This window comes from Psychrobacter sp. CX21, assembly GCF_057396255.1.
In genome coordinates this window covers 1-16453 of record NZ_JBXYJG010000016.1, presented here as the reverse complement: position 1 = coordinate 16453, position 16453 = coordinate 1, and the positions used below count along the sequence as shown (strand labels likewise).

Below are 16453 nucleotides of genomic sequence, written 5' to 3'. Positions count from 1 at the left end.
TACTATCGATCTTATTAAAGAGAGTTTCAGTTTAAAAATTTGTCAAGCTTATGGATGAACTAGATAACTTTACAGTATGAAGTATAAATACATTAAAGATTTCAATCAATAATTCTACTAACCACTAATGTATTAATCCAATATAACAACTTCCGTAAAATCTTTAGTTGGTTAAATACGATCACTGATAATTAACGCATTATCTACCTTGACCCCTGCTGTCAAATCCGTACAATTAAATTTGGAAGATTTAAGTTATGCAACCTGATGACAATAATCAGACCACACCTGTCTTGGTGATTTATAGACTAAAGACTTTTAAATACTTGGCTGATTGTAGTACTGCTTAATATAGCCAATCATATCACCGATCGTTGCAAATCTCGTTTATATAGTCAAAGAACTTTAAAGTAGTCATAAGGCAACCGAGTGCAAGTACTACTAGGGTAGGCTTAACGAGGTTAACACCGTGACTCTTTATAAGTTCGCCGACTATAGTCTTGATGGTATACCATATCATTCTTTAATACGTTCCAGAAGCTTTCTATCGGAACGTTGTCATAGCAATTACCTTTGCCACTCATTAAGCCTATAAATTGCTGCTGCTTGATGATCTTTTGATACGCATGGCTACATTACTTGCTACCCCAATCAAAGTGAACTATTAACCCTTTGCCGGGTCGTTTGTCATTAATGGCCATATTTAGAGCACGTCATACTAGATCGCAGTCATACGTTTGTAGTTGGCATAGCCGACAAGCTCTTTGGTATACAGGTCTTAAACACCAGCCAAGTACAGCCAGCCCTCGTTTGACCAAATATTATTAATATCACTGACCCAAATTTGATTAGGTCGACTGGATTCAAACTTTTTATCCAGCAAGTTTGGATATACTAGCTTGTTATGGTTAGAGTCACTAATTTACCAAGTATTCCTCTACGGTTTCTTCAGCATAGTTCAATGAGTATAATTAATGAATTAAGCAACCGAAACCACCACCCACAAAAAAACCCCGCTACATGCACTGTAACGGGGTTAAAACTTATCTAAACTAAAAGTCTAAAACTGTTTTAAAATATGGCGCAGCGGACGGGACTCGAACCCGCGACCCCCGGCGTGACAGGCCGGTATTCTAACCAACTGAACTACCGCTGCTGATCTCATTAGTAAGTTTAACCACTAACTAATATGGTGGTTTGCAATAACGGATAAACCGCGAACATTCTGACTATAAGACGATTGCTCTACCAACTCATATGACGGAAAAGATATTGACTAATATCAGTCATTCTCGAATTGGTGCACGCTATTTTATACATAAAATCGAATCTGTCAATTCTTTAAATCAAAAAACTCAAATAAATCTTCCATAAACTAAGCTAATTTGTCTAAATCAGACTTGAACTCAAGCAAACAGAAACTATAGTCAGCGAACTACTAAACGGTTACAGTGTTAAGCTCTTTAAGCCTACTCCAGTAGTACTTGCACTCGGTTGCCTTGTAACCATTTTAGACTTCTTTGACTATAAATTAGAGGATTAAATAAGCCTTTAGCCAATTATGGTAAACTATACCATACTAAAATTATTCGCTATTTTATCAAAATTTAACCCCTTACTAATTATAAAAACCCATATACAAGAGATGCCCAATGAATAATCCTAATAATCCAACGCGCATAGTCATTGACCTCGATGGTAGTTTGGATGAAATAGATGATGATGACATCACCTTGCCAGATTTGCCCAGTACGCAAGATATTCCTATTATTGAAACGCCTCGTGTTGAAGAGCCAGAAGCGGTTATTCCAGCATTTCAGACAGAGCTACCCTCAGAACCTATAGAGCCTCAAACCCCTCCAGCTGACCCCGTCATTACACCGCCTCAAGAGACTAGTCAGCAAGTAGAAGATGATAATAAAAAACGCGGTGGCTGGTTCTCACGTATGAAATCAGGCTTGACCAAGTCGCGTAAGAACTTAGCCGAAGGGGTAGCAAACATCCTAATCGGTGGTAAAGAGATTGATGATGAGCTGCTTGAGGAGGTCGAAGATCAGCTATTAATAGCCGATATTGGTGTGGACGCTACTAACAAAATTATCGAAAGCTTAACGGAGCAGACCGCACGCGGTGATTTAATTTACTCTCATTCTTTATATAAAGCGCTACAAAAAGAGTTGGTAGAAATTCTAGAACCAAAAGTTGCACCGTTGGTTATTGATACCACTAAAAAGCCATTTGTTATTTTAGTAGTGGGTGTGAACGGTGTGGGTAAAACAACCACCATTGGTAAACTTGCTAAGCGTTTACAATCAGAAGGCAAGTCGGTCATGCTAGCAGCAGGGGATACCTTTAGAGCGGCAGCTACCGAGCAATTGCAGGTATGGGGTGAACGTAATAACATCCCAGTTGTGGCTCAAGGTCATGGTGCAGACAGCGCATCAGTAGTATTTGATGCCATGCAATCTGCTAAAGCCAAGAATATTGATGTGTTAATCGCTGATACAGCAGGACGTCTACAAAATAAGACCCACTTAATGGCTGAGCTTGAAAAAGTGGTACGTATTATGCGTAAGTCTGATCCGACTGCGCCGCATGAAGGCATGGTGGTACTCGATGCAGGTACGGGTCAAAATGCTATAAATCAAGTCAAAGTTTTTAATGATGCAGTGCCTTTAACCGGTATAACCATTACCAAACTAGATGGTACTGCTAAAGGCGGGGTCGTGTTTAATATCGCCAATACCACTGACATTCCGATACGTTATATTGGTGTCGGTGAGTCGATTGATGATTTACGCGCCTTTAGTCCGAAGCAGTTTGTAGCAGCACTTTTTGAGACCGATGAATAGTCGATTAAACCTTTATCAGGTTTTAATGATTTTAGACAGCCCTAATACAGCCCCTAATATTGTTTACATTTATTCATATATATATTTATAAAATTATGGCACCTTAATAGGTGCCATTTTTATTTCATAAGGGAAGTTGAATGATAGCGACCATTACCTATATAGATAAATACCCACTGTTGTTAATAGCAGGGTCAGATTTTGATGCTCAAAATAAACTTATACCAAAACTATATACGGTTGAATGGCTCGCAGACAAACAAAGCTGGGAACAGTCTAAATCAATCGATAAATTAATAAAACATTATAAAGTGTCTAAAGCTGATTTAACGTTGATTGATAAAAATAGCCTAAGCAAAAATAATCAATTACAGTCCTTATTATTAGATACCATTTCTCAATTAGAACAGTATCAAGCTGGCAAGTTACAACAGTTTGATATCCCACTTGAATTGTCTTTAGGTACAGCGTTTCAGCAGCAAGTTTGGCATGCTTTACAACGTATACCGTATGGTGAGACTATTAGCTATGCAAAGCTTGCGTCAAACATTGATAAACCTACCGCTTTTAGAGCGGTGGCCAACGCCAATGGTAAAAACCCATTTAGTATTATTATTCCTTGCCATAGGGTAGTGGCGAGTGATGGAAGCTTAGGAGGATATACTGGGGGACTTGATAAAAAGCGGCTGCTACTTAATATCGAGCAATAAATATATAGATTCTATTTTTAGTGTTTTAAACCTTTTGACTATTCATTTTGTATAAGCACCTAAATTTATGGTTATTAAATCAAATTGATGGTTAAGCTATGCTGAAAAAACCGCAGACAAAAACTTTTTAAATTAAATAAGATAACTTGAAGCTTACCATGACTAATAAAGTTAAAGATACAGTTAAGAAATTAAAGCAGAAGCGGTTAAGGCAATGGAGAATAATGTTGGCTGTATCAGTGCCACAGCAAGGCAGTTAGGGCTACCAATGCAAACACTGGCTAATTGGCTACGCTAAGCCATTCAAGATAAGCTTAGAGGTGCTAAACAGTTTGATCCTGTGCCAATGGCTGTTATTGAAGAGAATAAGTGTTTATAGTAAGAATAAGAGATTGAGTGTTATAAGCGAGTGATATTAAATGAAGAGGAATAAAGCGAAACACTGCTTCGCCCCGACACATGGCAAGCGCCATGCTCAAGTGGAGTCAGGATTCAGCAGAGTTTAGATATGATATCGCCAAGACAGGTTTAAATGGATTTATATTCAAAAGCTAAATCAAAATCTACCAAGTTTAGGTGTACGGATTTGACGGCGTAGTCAGTAGGCTTAACGAGCTTAACGCCGTAATCGTTTAGTAGTTCGCTGGCTATATGTTTAAAACGGTACTGTTTATCTTTTAATGTCGATATGTCTATAAGTTTTTATTGATCAAACAACACTTAAGATAGCTGCTCTAATATCTCATCTGGGAAATCAACATTTGTATGCACGTCTTGCACGTCGTCAATATCCTCAAGCATATCTATCATTTTCATAACTTTTTCAGCATCATCTATATTGTTAATGATAGCCGTGGTTGAGGGCGACATAGTGACTTCTGCATTTACAGACTCATACCCTGCCTCATTCAATGCGTCTTTGACACTACCGAAATTATCAGGTTCGGTGATGACCAGTAGGCTCTCTCCATCATTTTCGATATCCAAAGCACCCGCATCTAAAGCAACCAACATAATGTCGTCTTCCAGTGTCACATCATCAAATACAATCTCACCACGCTTGGTAAATAAATAAGCCACTGAGCCTGCTGTGCCCAGATTACCATCATATTTGGTAAAGGCATGACGCACTTCACTCACGGTACGGTTTACATTATCTGTCATGGTTTCAACTAAAACGGCAACACCGCCTATCCCGTAACCCTCGTAGGTGAGCTCATCCATTTCACCGCCTTCGGTATTACCGGCGCCGCGTTCGATTGCCCGCTGTATCGTATCTTTAGTCATATTCGCTGAAAGCGCTTTTTCAACAGCAGCACGTAAACGTGGGTTTGTTTCGGGATCTGGATCGCCCTGTTTGGTCGCTGACACCAATTCTCGAATGATTTTAGTAAAGACCTTGCCACGTTTAGCATCTTCTTTGGCTTTTTTATGTTTTATGTTTGCCCATTTGGAATGACCAGCCATAGTGTATTTATCCCTATTAGAAATGTTTAGGTGTATTATAAACTTATTTATAGCTTGTTATATTTTGATAAATTATAACAGACCTTATTTCATTCAATTCATAAATTAACTTAAAACAAATATGAGTATAGAGTCACATTATTAGATTTATGAAGTATAATGAAGCACAATTATAGGTTAGCTGCCCGTATTTATGAAAAAAATTAGCTCAAATAGCCTCAATAGTTTGCGAAATAGGATTCATGTTGTCATTGAAGGCACCGACACGCCTTTAGGTAAATTCTTTGATATAATTTTATTAATTGCAATTGCTGCAAGTGTTGGTGTGGTGATGTTAGACAGTGTTCTATTTTTGCGATTGCAATATGGGACTATATTTTGGTATGCAGAGTGGTTTTTTACAGTTTTATTCACCCTTGAATACGCATTAAGGTTATTTTCTGCGCCCAATCGTATACGGTACGCGTTTAGCTTTTTTGGTATTGTTGATTTATTGTCCGTATTACCTAGTTATCTTAGTATTATTTTTGGCGGCGTACAATATCTATTGGTGGTACGCATACTGCGTATTCTTAGGGTCTTTCGAGTTCTTAAGCTTAAGTCGTATATGCAGCAAGCGGGATTTTTGGCATCCGCGCTCAAAACCAGTCAGCAAAAGATCACTGTTTTTTTCTTATCCGTATTGTTGCTTGTCACCATATTCGGCTCCGTTGTCTATGTGGTCGAAGGACCGCAAAACGGATTTACCAGTATTCCTGTGTCCATCTATTGGGCGATTGTGACTTTAACGACAGTAGGGTATGGTGATATTTCTCCAAAAACTCCCATAGGTCAAGCCATAGCGAGTATGGTCATGATTACAGGTTATTCTATTATTGCCGTGCCAACGGGTATCTTTACCTCTGAATTATCAAAGAGTATGCGTCCTCAACTGCACCCAGTGACTTGCCCGCAATGTGGCAAGTTTGGTCATGCTGCTGCTGCACAATTTTGCGATCGCTGTGGTCATGAGCTTCATATTTAATTAGCTTTATATTTAATTAGCTTTATATTTAATTAGCTTCATATTTAAAAAGCTACAGATTAAATAGACAACTATTGATTATTTATTAAAGCTGACCACTACAATCACTATGTTAAAACCAAACTAGCACCCTTTAAAAAGTAGGCTGTAAACTTATGCCAGGAATATTAAAAAAATCTTTTAATGTCGTCAATCGTGTGCGTCATACAGCAAGCGTTGCCGGGTTATCCGCTTTACGAGTGGCTAAAGGGGAACGTCCTGACGCAGTTATGCTTCGAGAAACCTTTGAGCAGCTTGGCACAACGTATATTAAAATCGGTCAATTTATAGCCAGTACGCCTTCCTTGTTTCCACGCGACTATGTCATTGCGTTTCAAGACTGTTTGGATCAGACCACACCGCTATCGTACAAATATATCGAACAAGTGCTTAAAGAAGAGCTGCTTAACGGTGACGATAGCTTTGACGATTATTTTCAAAACATTGATAAAACTCCTTTGGCTTCTGCAAGCATTGCGCAGGTTCATGCTGCTACTTTAAAAGACGGTCGTGATGTTGTCCTTAAAGTTCAAAAGCCGGGCGTAGGCACCATCATGCAAACGGATTTAGGTGTTTTACACGCTGTTACCAAGATTTTAGAACGCGTTGTGCCGAATATGAAGTTTGCAAGTTTGTCTCCTATTATTGATGAGATAAGAACGCGTATGCTATCTGAGACCGACTTTATTGCAGAAGCGCAAAATATACGTGACTTCCAGCAGTTTTTGCAAATGACTGGCAATACCAAAGTGGTTGCACCAGAGGTGGTCGATGAGCTGACTACAAAGCGTGTGCTAACCATGAGCCGTTTGTATGGGATGTCCATGGTAGATGAAGTGGCCATGCGCCAGTACTGTGATGACCCTGCGCAAGTTATGGCAGATACGCTTAATACTTGGTTTGCCAGTCTAATGTATTGTAATAGCTTTCATGCAGATTTGCATGCGGGCAATTTGATGTTGTTAAAAGATGGTAGAATTGGATTTATAGACTTTGGCATCGTCGGGTCATTAAAACCTGAAAGCTGGCAGGCCTGTTTGGGCATGATGCAAGCCTTACAACAAAACGATTATGTGACCATGGCGAGTTGTATGATTGACATGGGCATGACACATGATCGCGAAAAAGTCGATCAAGGGCAGCTGGCAGGTGATTTGGCCAAAATGATTACGCGAATTATGGCTGAAGATAAGACTTATACCAGTGGTAAGCCTTTTAATAGTAAAGAACAAGCGGATGAGCTTAATCAAATGATGCTTGAGATAGTGGAGGTGGGTAAGCGTCATGGTATTCATTTCCCACGTGATTTTGCATTATTAACCAAGCAAATGTTATATTTTGATCGTTTTATGCGAACGCTTGCGCCTAATATGGATATGTTTGATGACGCCAGAGTGAGTTTACTCGGTCAAATCAATCAGTAGTTGAATGAATTATCTTATTTAAATTCTAAAAATTAACACTATTTACAGTGATTATTGAAGGCTTATGATAACTAAGTTGCCTTTATGGATATTAATAGGCGGGGCGGTATTAGCATTTAGCGCAGGTAGCGTTAATATTATTGCACTGAGTAGTTTTACCAATCTTTCGGTATCACATGTTACTGGGAACGTAAGTTTGTTTTCGTCTGCGATTGCAAACTTTGATGCCTCATCAATTATATTTATCGGTGCATCTTTACTTTCTTTTTTAACCGGCTCTATATTAAGCGGCTTTTTAATCGGTCAGCATTCTTTGAGGCTTGGACGCCGTTATGGAGTCGCCTTGTTTATTGAAGCCGCTTTATTGTTCTGTAGTTTCTTATTATTCTTTCAGCATGATTATTTTGGTCAGTTATTAGCGGCTATGGCATGCGGGCTTCAAAACTCTATGGTAGCGACTTATAGCGGAGCTGTTATACGCACCACGCACTTAACGGGGCTCACCTCTGATATGGGCGCCGCAATAGGCAACTGGTTGGCGGGCAGACCAATTAATATCATGATTCTAGGTTTTCAAACCATCATATGGTATAGCTTTTGCGGCGGGGGTGTGCTTGGCGCCTATGCATACTTCAAGCTTGGATATACCGCCATGTTGATACCAACGGGTATTGTGATATTAGCAGCGCTATTTTACCAGTTGGCTTCCAATCGTTTACCAGAAAAGCGTGTCTTACCATCTAAACGTTAAGGTCACTTGATCTCATAATTGAATTAAATTTTTCAGTTCTACGTTGATCAAGTTATTCAGCTATTGAGCTATTTAACGATTTAACCACTCACCCTCAATTATTTGATTATTCCTCTATTAAATACCTCACGCAGCTCAAAGCTGGTATGTACCTGACTGACCCCGTCCAAACGATTTAATCGATGTAATAAGAACTCTTCATAGTGCGCCATGTCGCGAACCACAACTTTTAATAAATAATCTTCTGTGCGCCCTGTGACGATACTACAGCTGACCACTTCATCAAACTCTTGTACTCTATCTTCAAATTCTTGAAAGCGTTCTGCAGTATGTTTATCCATACTAACTGCTATAAATAAAGACAGTCTGTAGCCGAGTTTTTGGGGGTCAACACTGGTATGATACCCTGTAATAATACCCGCTTCTTCTAAACGCTTGATGCGTCTAGCACAAGGTGTCGCTGATAAATGTACCGCCTCTGCCATATCGGTTATACTCATACGCGCATCTTGTTGTAGCAACGCCAATAACTGCTGATCTATTTTATCGATTGAATAAGTATTAGCGTCATTTGTATTGTGCTGGTTTAGGTTGGTTTTATTAGTCATAGAAGTTAATAATATTATTGATAGTAGTGATTTTCACTATAACATACCTTAAAATTAATGAAATAAACTATTTTATAACTTTTATAGCTTTAATTTAGTGTAATTTTCGAAGTAAACTTTGATAAAATAACCCTCATGATAAATAACTACAGTCATTTAAACAATTAACCCTTATTCATATACTTAATTATAGATAGTAAATTTCTTATCAACTTTAATTCAATTATTCAAATAGAGTAAAGCCATGAGCCAAGTTACTGATCGTACGCCATCTACTGAACCTAAAGTAAAGCCTAAGTTTGAAGCTTTTGACTTTCGTAAATATCAGCCTTTTGCATTTGCGCCGCAGCTAAGTGATCGCACTTGGCCTGATAACACGATTACCAAAGCACCCATATGGGCAAGTGTAGATCTACGAGATGGTAATCAAGCATTAATTGATCCAATGACCATCGATCAAAAAATGCAGTTTTTTAAACTCCTTGTCGATGTAGGGTTTAAAGAAATTGAAATTGGTTTTCCCTCAGCTGCGCAAGTTGAGTTTGATTTTGCACGTAAGTTAATTGAGGAAAATCATATTCCTGATGATGTAACTATCCAAGTTTTGGTTCAAGCCCGTGAGCACTTAATTGAACGTACTTTTGAAGCTTTGCAAGGGGTTCGTAGAGCTGTCGTACATGTCTATAACTCAACCAGCAAAGTTCAGCGCGACAAAGTCTATGCAAAAGATTTGGAGCAAATCAAAGACATCGCGGTAAAAGGCGCACATATGTTAAAAGATCATGCTGCCAAGCACCCTGATTCAGAGTGGGTATTCCAATATTCGCCAGAAAGCTTTAGCCAAACGGAACCTGATTATGCCATTGAAGTCGTCAATGCCGTTAATGCCGTATGGAAGCCTCAAGATGGTCAAGAGGTTATCATCAACTTACCAGCAACCGTAGAGTCATCGATGCCAAATGTATATGCCGACCAAGTTGAATACTTCTGCCGTCATATTAATCATCGAGAGCATGTGATTATAAGCTTGCACACGCATAATGATAGGGGAAGTGCAGTAGCAGCTGCTGAACTTGGCGTATTGGCTGGCGCTGATCGTATCGAAGGTACCTTATTAGGAAATGGTGAGCGTACGGGAAATATGGACATTATGATTATGGCCATGAACTTATACAGTCAAGGCGTAGACCCTGAACTTGATCTTAGTGATATGAGTAGAATTGTACAGGTCGTTAGTGAATGTAATAATTTACCCATACATCCACGCCATCCTTACGTTGGTGAGTTGGTATTTACAGCCTTTAGTGGATCGCATCAAGATGCCATAAAGAAGTCATTAGACTTTAATGAAAAAAATAGCGATACCACTCAAAATATATGGGACGTTGCTTATCTACCAATTGATCCTGCTCATATTGGCCGTAGCTATCAAGATGTAGTGCGTATAAATAGTCAGTCTGGTAAAGGGGGCGTTGCATATATCTTGCAGCGTAACTATGGCTTTAACTTACCCCGCTGGATGCAGATTGACTTTAGCCGTGTTATACAGCAAAAAGCGGAAGACGCAGCGCGCGAGCTTAAAAACGACGAGATTCTTGAAGCGTTTGAGAGCACCTATTTACAAAATTCTGACTATCAATTATTAGATCACAGCGTCAATAATAAAGGTGGAGAAGTTGAATTTAACGGTCAAATTACTCTAAATGGTGAAACGGTGGACATATCAGGTAACGGCAATGGCCCGCTTTCATCATTCATAGATGGGGTTGCTCGCCATACAGGTAAGCAGCTGCATATCATTAACTATTCTGAACACGCGATTAATCCTGAGTTTCAGCAAGAAGGCGGTGGTGATAGTGATAAAACCAATGCCAAAGCGGCCGCTTATATTCAGCTTAATGTAGATGGGGAGATTTACTCAGGAATTGGAACTCATACCAGTACCGTTTCTGCGATGTTGAAAGGGGCGTTATCGGCGCTTTCTCAAGCGCTTTAGATAACTTACTATTGTTATCATTTAAAAGACCTATCATAGTTATAGGTCTTTTTTATTTACAACACGCTATTAATATTCCCCTAGAAGCCAACCGCTAATGTATGCAAAATACTCTCTAAACCATGCATTATAACGAATATTAAGCGGGGTAGGGCTCGATACGGGTACAATGTCGGTATAACCTTGATGCTTTGCAATAGCAATGGAGCGCGGTATGTGAAAATCACTGGTAACAATAGCAATAGAATCAGTCATATGCACACCCTGTTTTTCCAATATAGGTTGACTATATAACAGATTCTCTTCAGTACTGGTGCTTTCTTCCTCTGGAGTTATTAGCTTTTCATCAATGCCATGAACTTGAGTAAGGTAAGTCTTCATGACCTCACCTTCACTGAGCTCTTGAGAAATTCCAATACCGCCACTGGGTACGACGATAACTTGTGGGTGCTGATTTATAATTTGAGCGGCTATATCTAGCCTGCTGGCAAGTGTCGGCGTGGGTTTGTTATTCTTAACGCCGCCGCCTAATACAATTACCGCTTTTACATTTTTGATATCATCTTCGTATGTATGGCTGCTACTTAGCGAGATTGCAAAAGCAATAAAACTGAACAACCATATTATAAATCCTGACCACAATCCGCCCCAAATATATCGGCGCAGCTTGCTCGTATTGATAAAGTTTTGAATTTGATGCCAATATAGGGCGTGTATTATAAATATAATACCGATTAAAAAAGGAACGACGGTACCGAAGTTGATTTTAAATTGCATCAATAAAAACAGACAATCTAAAACCAGAACGATACCACTAACGAGTAATATAAACTTTACTATTTTTAGGTAAATAGGCGTTGAATAAGTCATGGTTTAAAATCAATAAAGTATTAGAAGTGGAGATGCCAAGATATTTAGCAGTTGTTATATAATTTAAAAACTTTCAGAGTATATCAACCTTATAAAACATCTTATTTCTGGTCATTTAAGGCGTCGAAATGAATCACACTGCGAATGCTTTTACCTTCATGCATTAACTCAAACGCTTCATTTATCTCTTCAAGGGACATGGTATGCGTAATAAACTCTTGAAGTGGGATCTCACCTGCTAGATAGCGTTCAACATAACCCGGTAATTCAGTACGACCTTTAACCCCGCCAAACGCTGAGCCTCTCCAAACTCTACCGGTTACTAACTGGAAAGGGCGCGTAGAGATCTCTTCACCCGCGCCTGCGACACCAATAATGATAGACTCGCCCCAACCTTTATGGCAGCACTCTAGAGCCGAGCGCATCACATCAACGTTACCGATACATTCAAATGAATAATCCACGCCGCCATCGGTCAAATCAACGATAACTTCTTGAATCGGTTTATCGTAGTCTTTTGGATTGATGCAATCGGTTGCGCCTAATTTTTTGGCCAATTCAAATTTGCTTTCATTCACATCTATACCAATAATGCGTCTGGCTTTGGCCATATTTGCACCGATAACAGCAGATAGACCAATACCGCCTAAGCCAAAGATGGCGACTGTAGAGCCTTCTTCAACTTTAGCTGTATTCATCACAGCGCCCATACCCGTAGTAACCCCGCAGCCAAGTAAGCAGACTTCTTCAAGAGGTGCTTCTTTATTGACTTTGGCCAAAGAGATCTCTGGAAGTACAGTATATTCAGAGAACGTAGAGCAGCCCATATAATGATATATAGGTTCGCCGTTTTTATAAAAACGGGTTGTACCATCAGGCATTAACCCTTTACCTTGAGTCTCGCGAACCGCAGAGCATAAGTTGGTTTTGCCAGAACGGCACATTTTGCAAACACCACATTCCGCAGTATATAAAGGAATGACATGATCGCCAACCTCAACACTAGTTACACCTTCACCTACTTGTTCTACAATACCGCCGCCCTCATGGCCTAATATTGCAGGAAAGACACCTTCAGGATCAGCGCCTGATAGTGTATAAGCATCGGTATGACAAACTCCGCTGGCTAATATCTTAACCAATACTTCACCCTTTTTGGGTAACATGACATCGACTTCTTCGATCTTTAGTGGCTCTTTAGGACCCCATGCTACAGCAGCTTTTGATTTAATAAATTCTTGAGACATATAACCCTCTTATTTTTATAGTTTGATTTACGTAACTTATAATAAATTGTTTAGATGAAATCTTATTGTTCTTTATTATTATTTGATAACTCAACAATGTCATTTAAACCACTTACATGAATGCTGCGCTGTGGATAAGGTATATCTATATCATGATTATCTAGTGCAATCTTGAAATCTTCAAGAAGCTGACACTGCATGGCCCACCAATCATCATTACTCGTCCATATGTTCAACGTGAGATCAACGGAATTATCTCCCAAATTTGTCACTCTTATAACTGGCTCGGGATCAGAGTAAGCTAAAGGGTTTTCTTTAGCGGTTTGCATGAGTACTTCTTTAGCCAATTTAAGATCGGCATCATAGCCGACGCCAACCGTAATATCTACGCGGCGATTAGGTAAAGACGTATAGTTAGTAATCGCTGAGGTACTAATATCACTGTTTGGAATAACCACATCATGGTTATTGACCGTGGTCACATGTGTATTGATTAAGGTTATATCAGTAACGGTACCTGTATAGCTACTAATCTGGACATAATCGCCACGTTCGAAAGGACGGAACAGTACAATTAATACGCCAGCTGCAAAGTTTGAAAGTTGATCTTTAAGCGCTAAACCTACTGAAACTGCGACACCACCTAATATAGCAACGACAGAAGTCGTATGTACGCCTAATTTACTTAATGCGGCTAAAACGACAATCACCAATAAAATGCCATATAAAATACGACTTAAAAACCCTGCTACCGTTTCATCCAAACGGCTACGGCGCATAATATTGTGACTAAAGTCAACAATTCTCTTAGCTATCCAACGTCCTATAACGAATATGAGAATGGCAAAGATAAGTTGAGTTATTAAGTATATGGCATTCTGAGTTAGCGTTTGAACATCAAACGTAAAACCTAATAGTTCCATAGTTGATCTCGCATAAGTAAATTTAAAAAAATAACATTTTTACTTTAATATCTTTAAGTATTATGTTCCCTATGCGAAAGTATAATAGTGAAACGGTCTATTACCAATTAGTTTTACTAACTATCAACATAACGTATATATTAGGCGGGTTGGAATTGAAGGGTAGGTTTAACTGGTTTATGCTCACATGTGATAATAAAAACTTGGTTATCAAAATTGGATGAATAGGCGTTATTTGTTAATAATTAATATAAATACACTAAATAAATTATTAGCGATTGAAGAAGGCAAGTTTTGAAAATGGATGTTTTTAATGCATGAATAATCCCTTAAAACTGAATATGTAGTGATTATTCCGCAAAGGATTTGTATTAATTTTAGTAAATATAAAGTCATTCATTTAATTCTTTTATTACTTTTAATTAGACTTTATTCTTATCTTGGGATAAATATAAACAAAATATAAAACCGCCCATAAAACAGGTAAAACATAGTAAATATCAGCGTAAGGGGTAATTGATCGTAGTTCTATAAAGATATTAACTTCTTGAATATTTATAAAGTTGTCATATATACCAACTATTAAAAACCAAATTGCGATAATCAAGTTAATTACAGCGACAAACATCAAAGTAAGAGTTTTTTTATTTAATTTAATATATTTAATAGATAATACAGCTATAACAACATGTATTAAAAAGATAATCGTATTAAATCTTATTAAAGCGGTTTCATATTTATCAAGATTACTAAGACCAAGAATTTGGAAATTATTTTCAGAATGAAAATACCCGTAGGTTTAAACGAAATATAAGATGATTTCAGCTATAATTATCAAAAATAAATATAATTTATGTCGGTAAAGCATACATAAACCTTTAGCAAACTGTTGATTACTAATAATGTCATATTAATAATTTAATTAAAGTGAATTATTCATGTAGTATTTTAAGTCTATTGATTTTGAAGTAGTTCAATTTCTCTTTTTAAATCCAACCATACTGATTTTAAAAAATAACTGTAAATCAATCCGAGTATATTTGACTTAGCTAGATATAATTTGCTGCTTTGCATTTTATTGATATGTAGCCTTATATTATCTATAAACTCGTGTTTGTCGTACGCCAACCATTCATACGGTACTGGCGTAAAAAATACCGAACCGTAAATAGGGGCTACTTCATAAAACAATGTATAACGTATATCTTGCAAAGAGCTTTGATAAATAATTGAGGCGATGAGACTTTCCCAAACTTTGTGTAACTGCTTATAATCCATAGTAAAGGAGAATAAGCAATGACAAAACAAACAGAACTAAAAAAACTAGCCGAACAAATGGCCAAACACGTTGGCAGCTTTGAAGACATCAAAGCATTTCAAAAAGAGCTCATGCAGTCATTTATTGACACTGCATTAGAAGCCGAGATGGAAGAGCATCTAGGCTATCCTAAGCATGAAAAGGCGGATACCCCAAACAAGCGCAACGGTCACACCAAAAAGACAGTGCGCAGTGACACAGGTGAGATTGAAGTATCTACACCCAGAGACCGTGAAGGAAGCTTTGATCCTGTATTGGTTGCAAAGCATCAAACTCGTATCACTGGGCTCGATGATAAAATCATCATGTTTTACGCCAAAGGCCAGACAACCACTGAGATTGTTGAGAGTATCAAAGATATCTATGACGTTGATATCTCAACCAGTCTCGTATCAAGGGTTACTGACAACATCATAGATGACATCACAGCATGGCAGAATCGTCCACTAAGTAGCTTATATCCTATCGTATATTTAGACTGCATTGTCGTTAAAGTACGTCAAGACAAGCAAATCATTAATAAAGCCATCTATCTGGCCTTAGGCGTCAATCTTGAGGGCAAAAAGGAGCTACTGGGTATGTGGCTATCGGAGAATGAAGGCGCTAAGTTCTGGCTAGGTATTCTCACTGAACTACAAAACCGTGGGGTTCAAGATATTCTTATTGCCTGTGTGGATGGTTTAAAAGGCTTTAGCGAGGCAATTAATACGGTATATCCAAACACACAGGTTCAGCTATGTATTGTGCATATGGTACGTTACTCTATGAAGTTTGTACCATGGAAAGATAGAAAAAAAGTAGCGGCTGGTTTAAAGGCGGTTTATGGTGCTGATACGCTTGAGCTGGCAGAGGCTAGCCTTGAGCAGTTTAATGAGATCTGGGGCGATAAATACCCGCATGTGGTTACCTCTTGGCGCAATAATTGGGAGGGCTTAACCGTGTTCTTTGATTACCCGAAAGACATTAGAAAAGCCATTTATACGACCAATGCTATCGAGTCATTAAATAGCGTGATTCGTACCGCTGTGAATAAGCGTAAGATATTCCCATCTGATCAAGCGGCGTTAAAGGTTGTTTATCTAGCGACTCAGCAGGCGTCTAAAAAGTGGTCGATGCCCATCCGTAACTGGACGTCTGCTCTTAATCGATTTATGATTATGTTCGATGAGCGTGTTAGTAAGCATTTAATCTAAATTGCAGTTACACAGAATTCAGGATGGGCTC

13 protein-coding genes, 1 tRNA gene and 2 pseudogenes are annotated in these 16453 nt (G+C 38.5%); 8 read left to right on the top strand and 8 right to left on the bottom strand.

Features of this window, described 5'->3' with window-relative positions; all coding sequences use genetic code 11:
- Positions 1 to 491 precede the first annotated feature (491 nt).
- Both AC2SLP_RS09565 and AC2SLP_RS09560 read right to left on the bottom strand, forming a co-directional pair.
- Positions 492 to 919: pseudogene (locus AC2SLP_RS09565) on the bottom strand (DDE-type integrase/transposase/recombinase); the annotation flags it as partial.
- Positions 920 to 1079: 160 nt separating this feature from the next.
- A tRNA-Asp gene (locus tag AC2SLP_RS09560) sits at positions 1080 to 1156 on the bottom strand.
- Between the two features lie 496 nt (positions 1157 to 1652).
- Here AC2SLP_RS09560 and ftsY point away from each other — a divergent pair.
- From ftsY to AC2SLP_RS09545, 3 genes and pseudogenes are all read left to right on the top strand, one after another.
- Positions 1653 to 2852, top strand: a complete 1200-nt coding sequence (ftsY, locus tag AC2SLP_RS09555; RefSeq protein ID WP_486536448.1) for a signal recognition particle-docking protein FtsY — start codon at positions 1653 to 1655, stop codon at positions 2850 to 2852.
- A 140-nt stretch (positions 2853 to 2992) separates the two neighbouring features.
- The gene (locus AC2SLP_RS09550) at positions 2993 to 3562 is read left to right on the top strand and encodes a methylated-DNA--[protein]-cysteine S-methyltransferase (RefSeq protein WP_486536446.1); all 570 of its coding nucleotides are present in this window, start codon (positions 2993 to 2995) and stop codon (positions 3560 to 3562) included.
- Between the two features lie 214 nt (positions 3563 to 3776).
- Positions 3777 to 3938: pseudogene (locus AC2SLP_RS09545) on the top strand (IS3-like element ISPar1 family transposase); the annotation flags it as partial.
- Positions 3939 to 4282: 344 nt separating this feature from the next.
- On the opposite strand, the gene AC2SLP_RS09540 reads toward AC2SLP_RS09545, so the two are convergent.
- Positions 4283 to 5029 (bottom strand): YebC/PmpR family DNA-binding transcriptional regulator, encoded by a 747-nt coding sequence (locus AC2SLP_RS09540; RefSeq protein ID WP_486536445.1) that lies wholly within the window; start codon positions 5027 to 5029, stop codon positions 4283 to 4285.
- Between the two features lie 193 nt (positions 5030 to 5222).
- Between AC2SLP_RS09540 and AC2SLP_RS09535 the strand changes: the two genes are divergently transcribed.
- From AC2SLP_RS09535 to AC2SLP_RS09525, 3 genes are all read left to right on the top strand, one after another.
- Positions 5223 to 6053 carry an ion transporter gene (locus AC2SLP_RS09535; protein ID WP_486536443.1) on the top strand — a complete coding sequence of 277 codons (831 nt, stop codon included), beginning with the start codon at positions 5223 to 5225 and terminating at the stop codon, positions 6051 to 6053.
- A 155-nt stretch (positions 6054 to 6208) separates the two neighbouring features.
- Complete coding sequence (locus AC2SLP_RS09530) at positions 6209 to 7516, top strand: ABC1 kinase family protein (protein WP_486536442.1); 1308 nt, start codon at positions 6209 to 6211, stop codon at positions 7514 to 7516.
- Positions 7517 to 7580: 64 nt separating this feature from the next.
- Positions 7581 to 8267, top strand: coding sequence for a YoaK family protein (locus AC2SLP_RS09525; protein WP_486536441.1), 687 nt, complete (start codon positions 7581 to 7583; stop codon positions 8265 to 8267).
- A gap of 98 nt (positions 8268 to 8365) precedes the next feature.
- Here the strand turns inward: AC2SLP_RS09525 and AC2SLP_RS09520 are convergent, their stop codons facing one another.
- Positions 8366 to 8875, bottom strand: coding sequence for an Lrp/AsnC family transcriptional regulator (locus AC2SLP_RS09520; protein WP_486536440.1), 510 nt, complete (start codon positions 8873 to 8875; stop codon positions 8366 to 8368).
- Between the two features lie 244 nt (positions 8876 to 9119).
- Here AC2SLP_RS09520 and leuA point away from each other — a divergent pair, with 244 nt between their 5' ends.
- Complete coding sequence (gene leuA / locus AC2SLP_RS09515) at positions 9120 to 10871, top strand: 2-isopropylmalate synthase (protein ID WP_486536439.1); 1752 nt, start codon at positions 9120 to 9122, stop codon at positions 10869 to 10871.
- A gap of 69 nt (positions 10872 to 10940) precedes the next feature.
- Here the strand turns inward: leuA and AC2SLP_RS09510 are convergent, their stop codons facing one another.
- The 4 genes from AC2SLP_RS09510 to AC2SLP_RS09495 form a co-directional block, all read right to left on the bottom strand.
- Positions 10941 to 11741, bottom strand: a complete 801-nt coding sequence (locus tag AC2SLP_RS09510; RefSeq protein WP_486536438.1) for a YdcF family protein — start codon at positions 11739 to 11741, stop codon at positions 10941 to 10943.
- A gap of 101 nt (positions 11742 to 11842) precedes the next feature.
- Positions 11843 to 12988: an S-(hydroxymethyl)glutathione dehydrogenase/class III alcohol dehydrogenase gene (locus AC2SLP_RS09505; RefSeq protein WP_486536437.1), complete on the bottom strand. Its 1146-nt coding sequence runs from the start codon at positions 12986 to 12988 to the stop codon at positions 11843 to 11845.
- Positions 12989 to 13050: 62 nt separating this feature from the next.
- On the bottom strand, positions 13051 to 13911 hold the full coding sequence (locus AC2SLP_RS09500; protein WP_486536436.1) for a mechanosensitive ion channel family protein: 861 nt from the start codon (positions 13909 to 13911) through the stop codon (positions 13051 to 13053).
- A gap of 954 nt (positions 13912 to 14865) precedes the next feature.
- Positions 14866 to 15189: a DUF7079 family protein gene (locus tag AC2SLP_RS09495; protein ID WP_486536435.1), complete on the bottom strand. Its 324-nt coding sequence runs from the start codon at positions 15187 to 15189 to the stop codon at positions 14866 to 14868.
- A gap of 18 nt (positions 15190 to 15207) precedes the next feature.
- Between AC2SLP_RS09495 and AC2SLP_RS09490 the strand changes: the two genes are divergently transcribed.
- A complete protein-coding gene (locus tag AC2SLP_RS09490; protein WP_486535535.1) occupies positions 15208 to 16422 on the top strand; it encodes an IS256 family transposase in 1215 nt (404 codons plus the stop codon).
- Positions 16423 to 16453: the final 31 nt, after the last annotated feature.

Excerpts from the sequence above, each read along its gene's own strand:
- ftsY (WP_486536448.1), top strand. The coding sequence starts at position 1,653 with ATGAATAATCCTAATAATCCAACGCGCATAGTCATTGACCTCGATGGT.
- AC2SLP_RS09550 (WP_486536446.1), top strand. The coding sequence starts at position 2,993 with ATGATAGCGACCATTACCTATATAGATAAATACCCACTGTTGTTAATA.
- AC2SLP_RS09540 (WP_486536445.1), bottom strand. The coding sequence starts at position 5,029 with ATGGCTGGTCATTCCAAATGGGCAAACATAAAACATAAAAAAGCCAAA.
- AC2SLP_RS09535 (WP_486536443.1), top strand. The coding sequence starts at position 5,223 with ATGAAAAAAATTAGCTCAAATAGCCTCAATAGTTTGCGAAATAGGATT.
- AC2SLP_RS09530 (WP_486536442.1), top strand. The coding sequence starts at position 6,209 with ATGCCAGGAATATTAAAAAAATCTTTTAATGTCGTCAATCGTGTGCGT.
- AC2SLP_RS09525 (WP_486536441.1), top strand. The coding sequence starts at position 7,581 with ATGATAACTAAGTTGCCTTTATGGATATTAATAGGCGGGGCGGTATTA.
- AC2SLP_RS09520 (WP_486536440.1), bottom strand. The coding sequence starts at position 8,875 with ATGACTAATAAAACCAACCTAAACCAGCACAATACAAATGACGCTAAT.
- leuA (WP_486536439.1), top strand. The coding sequence starts at position 9,120 with ATGAGCCAAGTTACTGATCGTACGCCATCTACTGAACCTAAAGTAAAG.
- AC2SLP_RS09510 (WP_486536438.1), bottom strand. The coding sequence starts at position 11,741 with ATGACTTATTCAACGCCTATTTACCTAAAAATAGTAAAGTTTATATTA.
- AC2SLP_RS09505 (WP_486536437.1), bottom strand. The coding sequence starts at position 12,988 with ATGTCTCAAGAATTTATTAAATCAAAAGCTGCTGTAGCATGGGGTCCT.
- AC2SLP_RS09500 (WP_486536436.1), bottom strand. The coding sequence starts at position 13,911 with ATGGAACTATTAGGTTTTACGTTTGATGTTCAAACGCTAACTCAGAAT.
- AC2SLP_RS09495 (WP_486536435.1), bottom strand. The coding sequence starts at position 15,189 with ATGGATTATAAGCAGTTACACAAAGTTTGGGAAAGTCTCATCGCCTCA.
- AC2SLP_RS09490 (WP_486535535.1), top strand. The coding sequence starts at position 15,208 with ATGACAAAACAAACAGAACTAAAAAAACTAGCCGAACAAATGGCCAAA.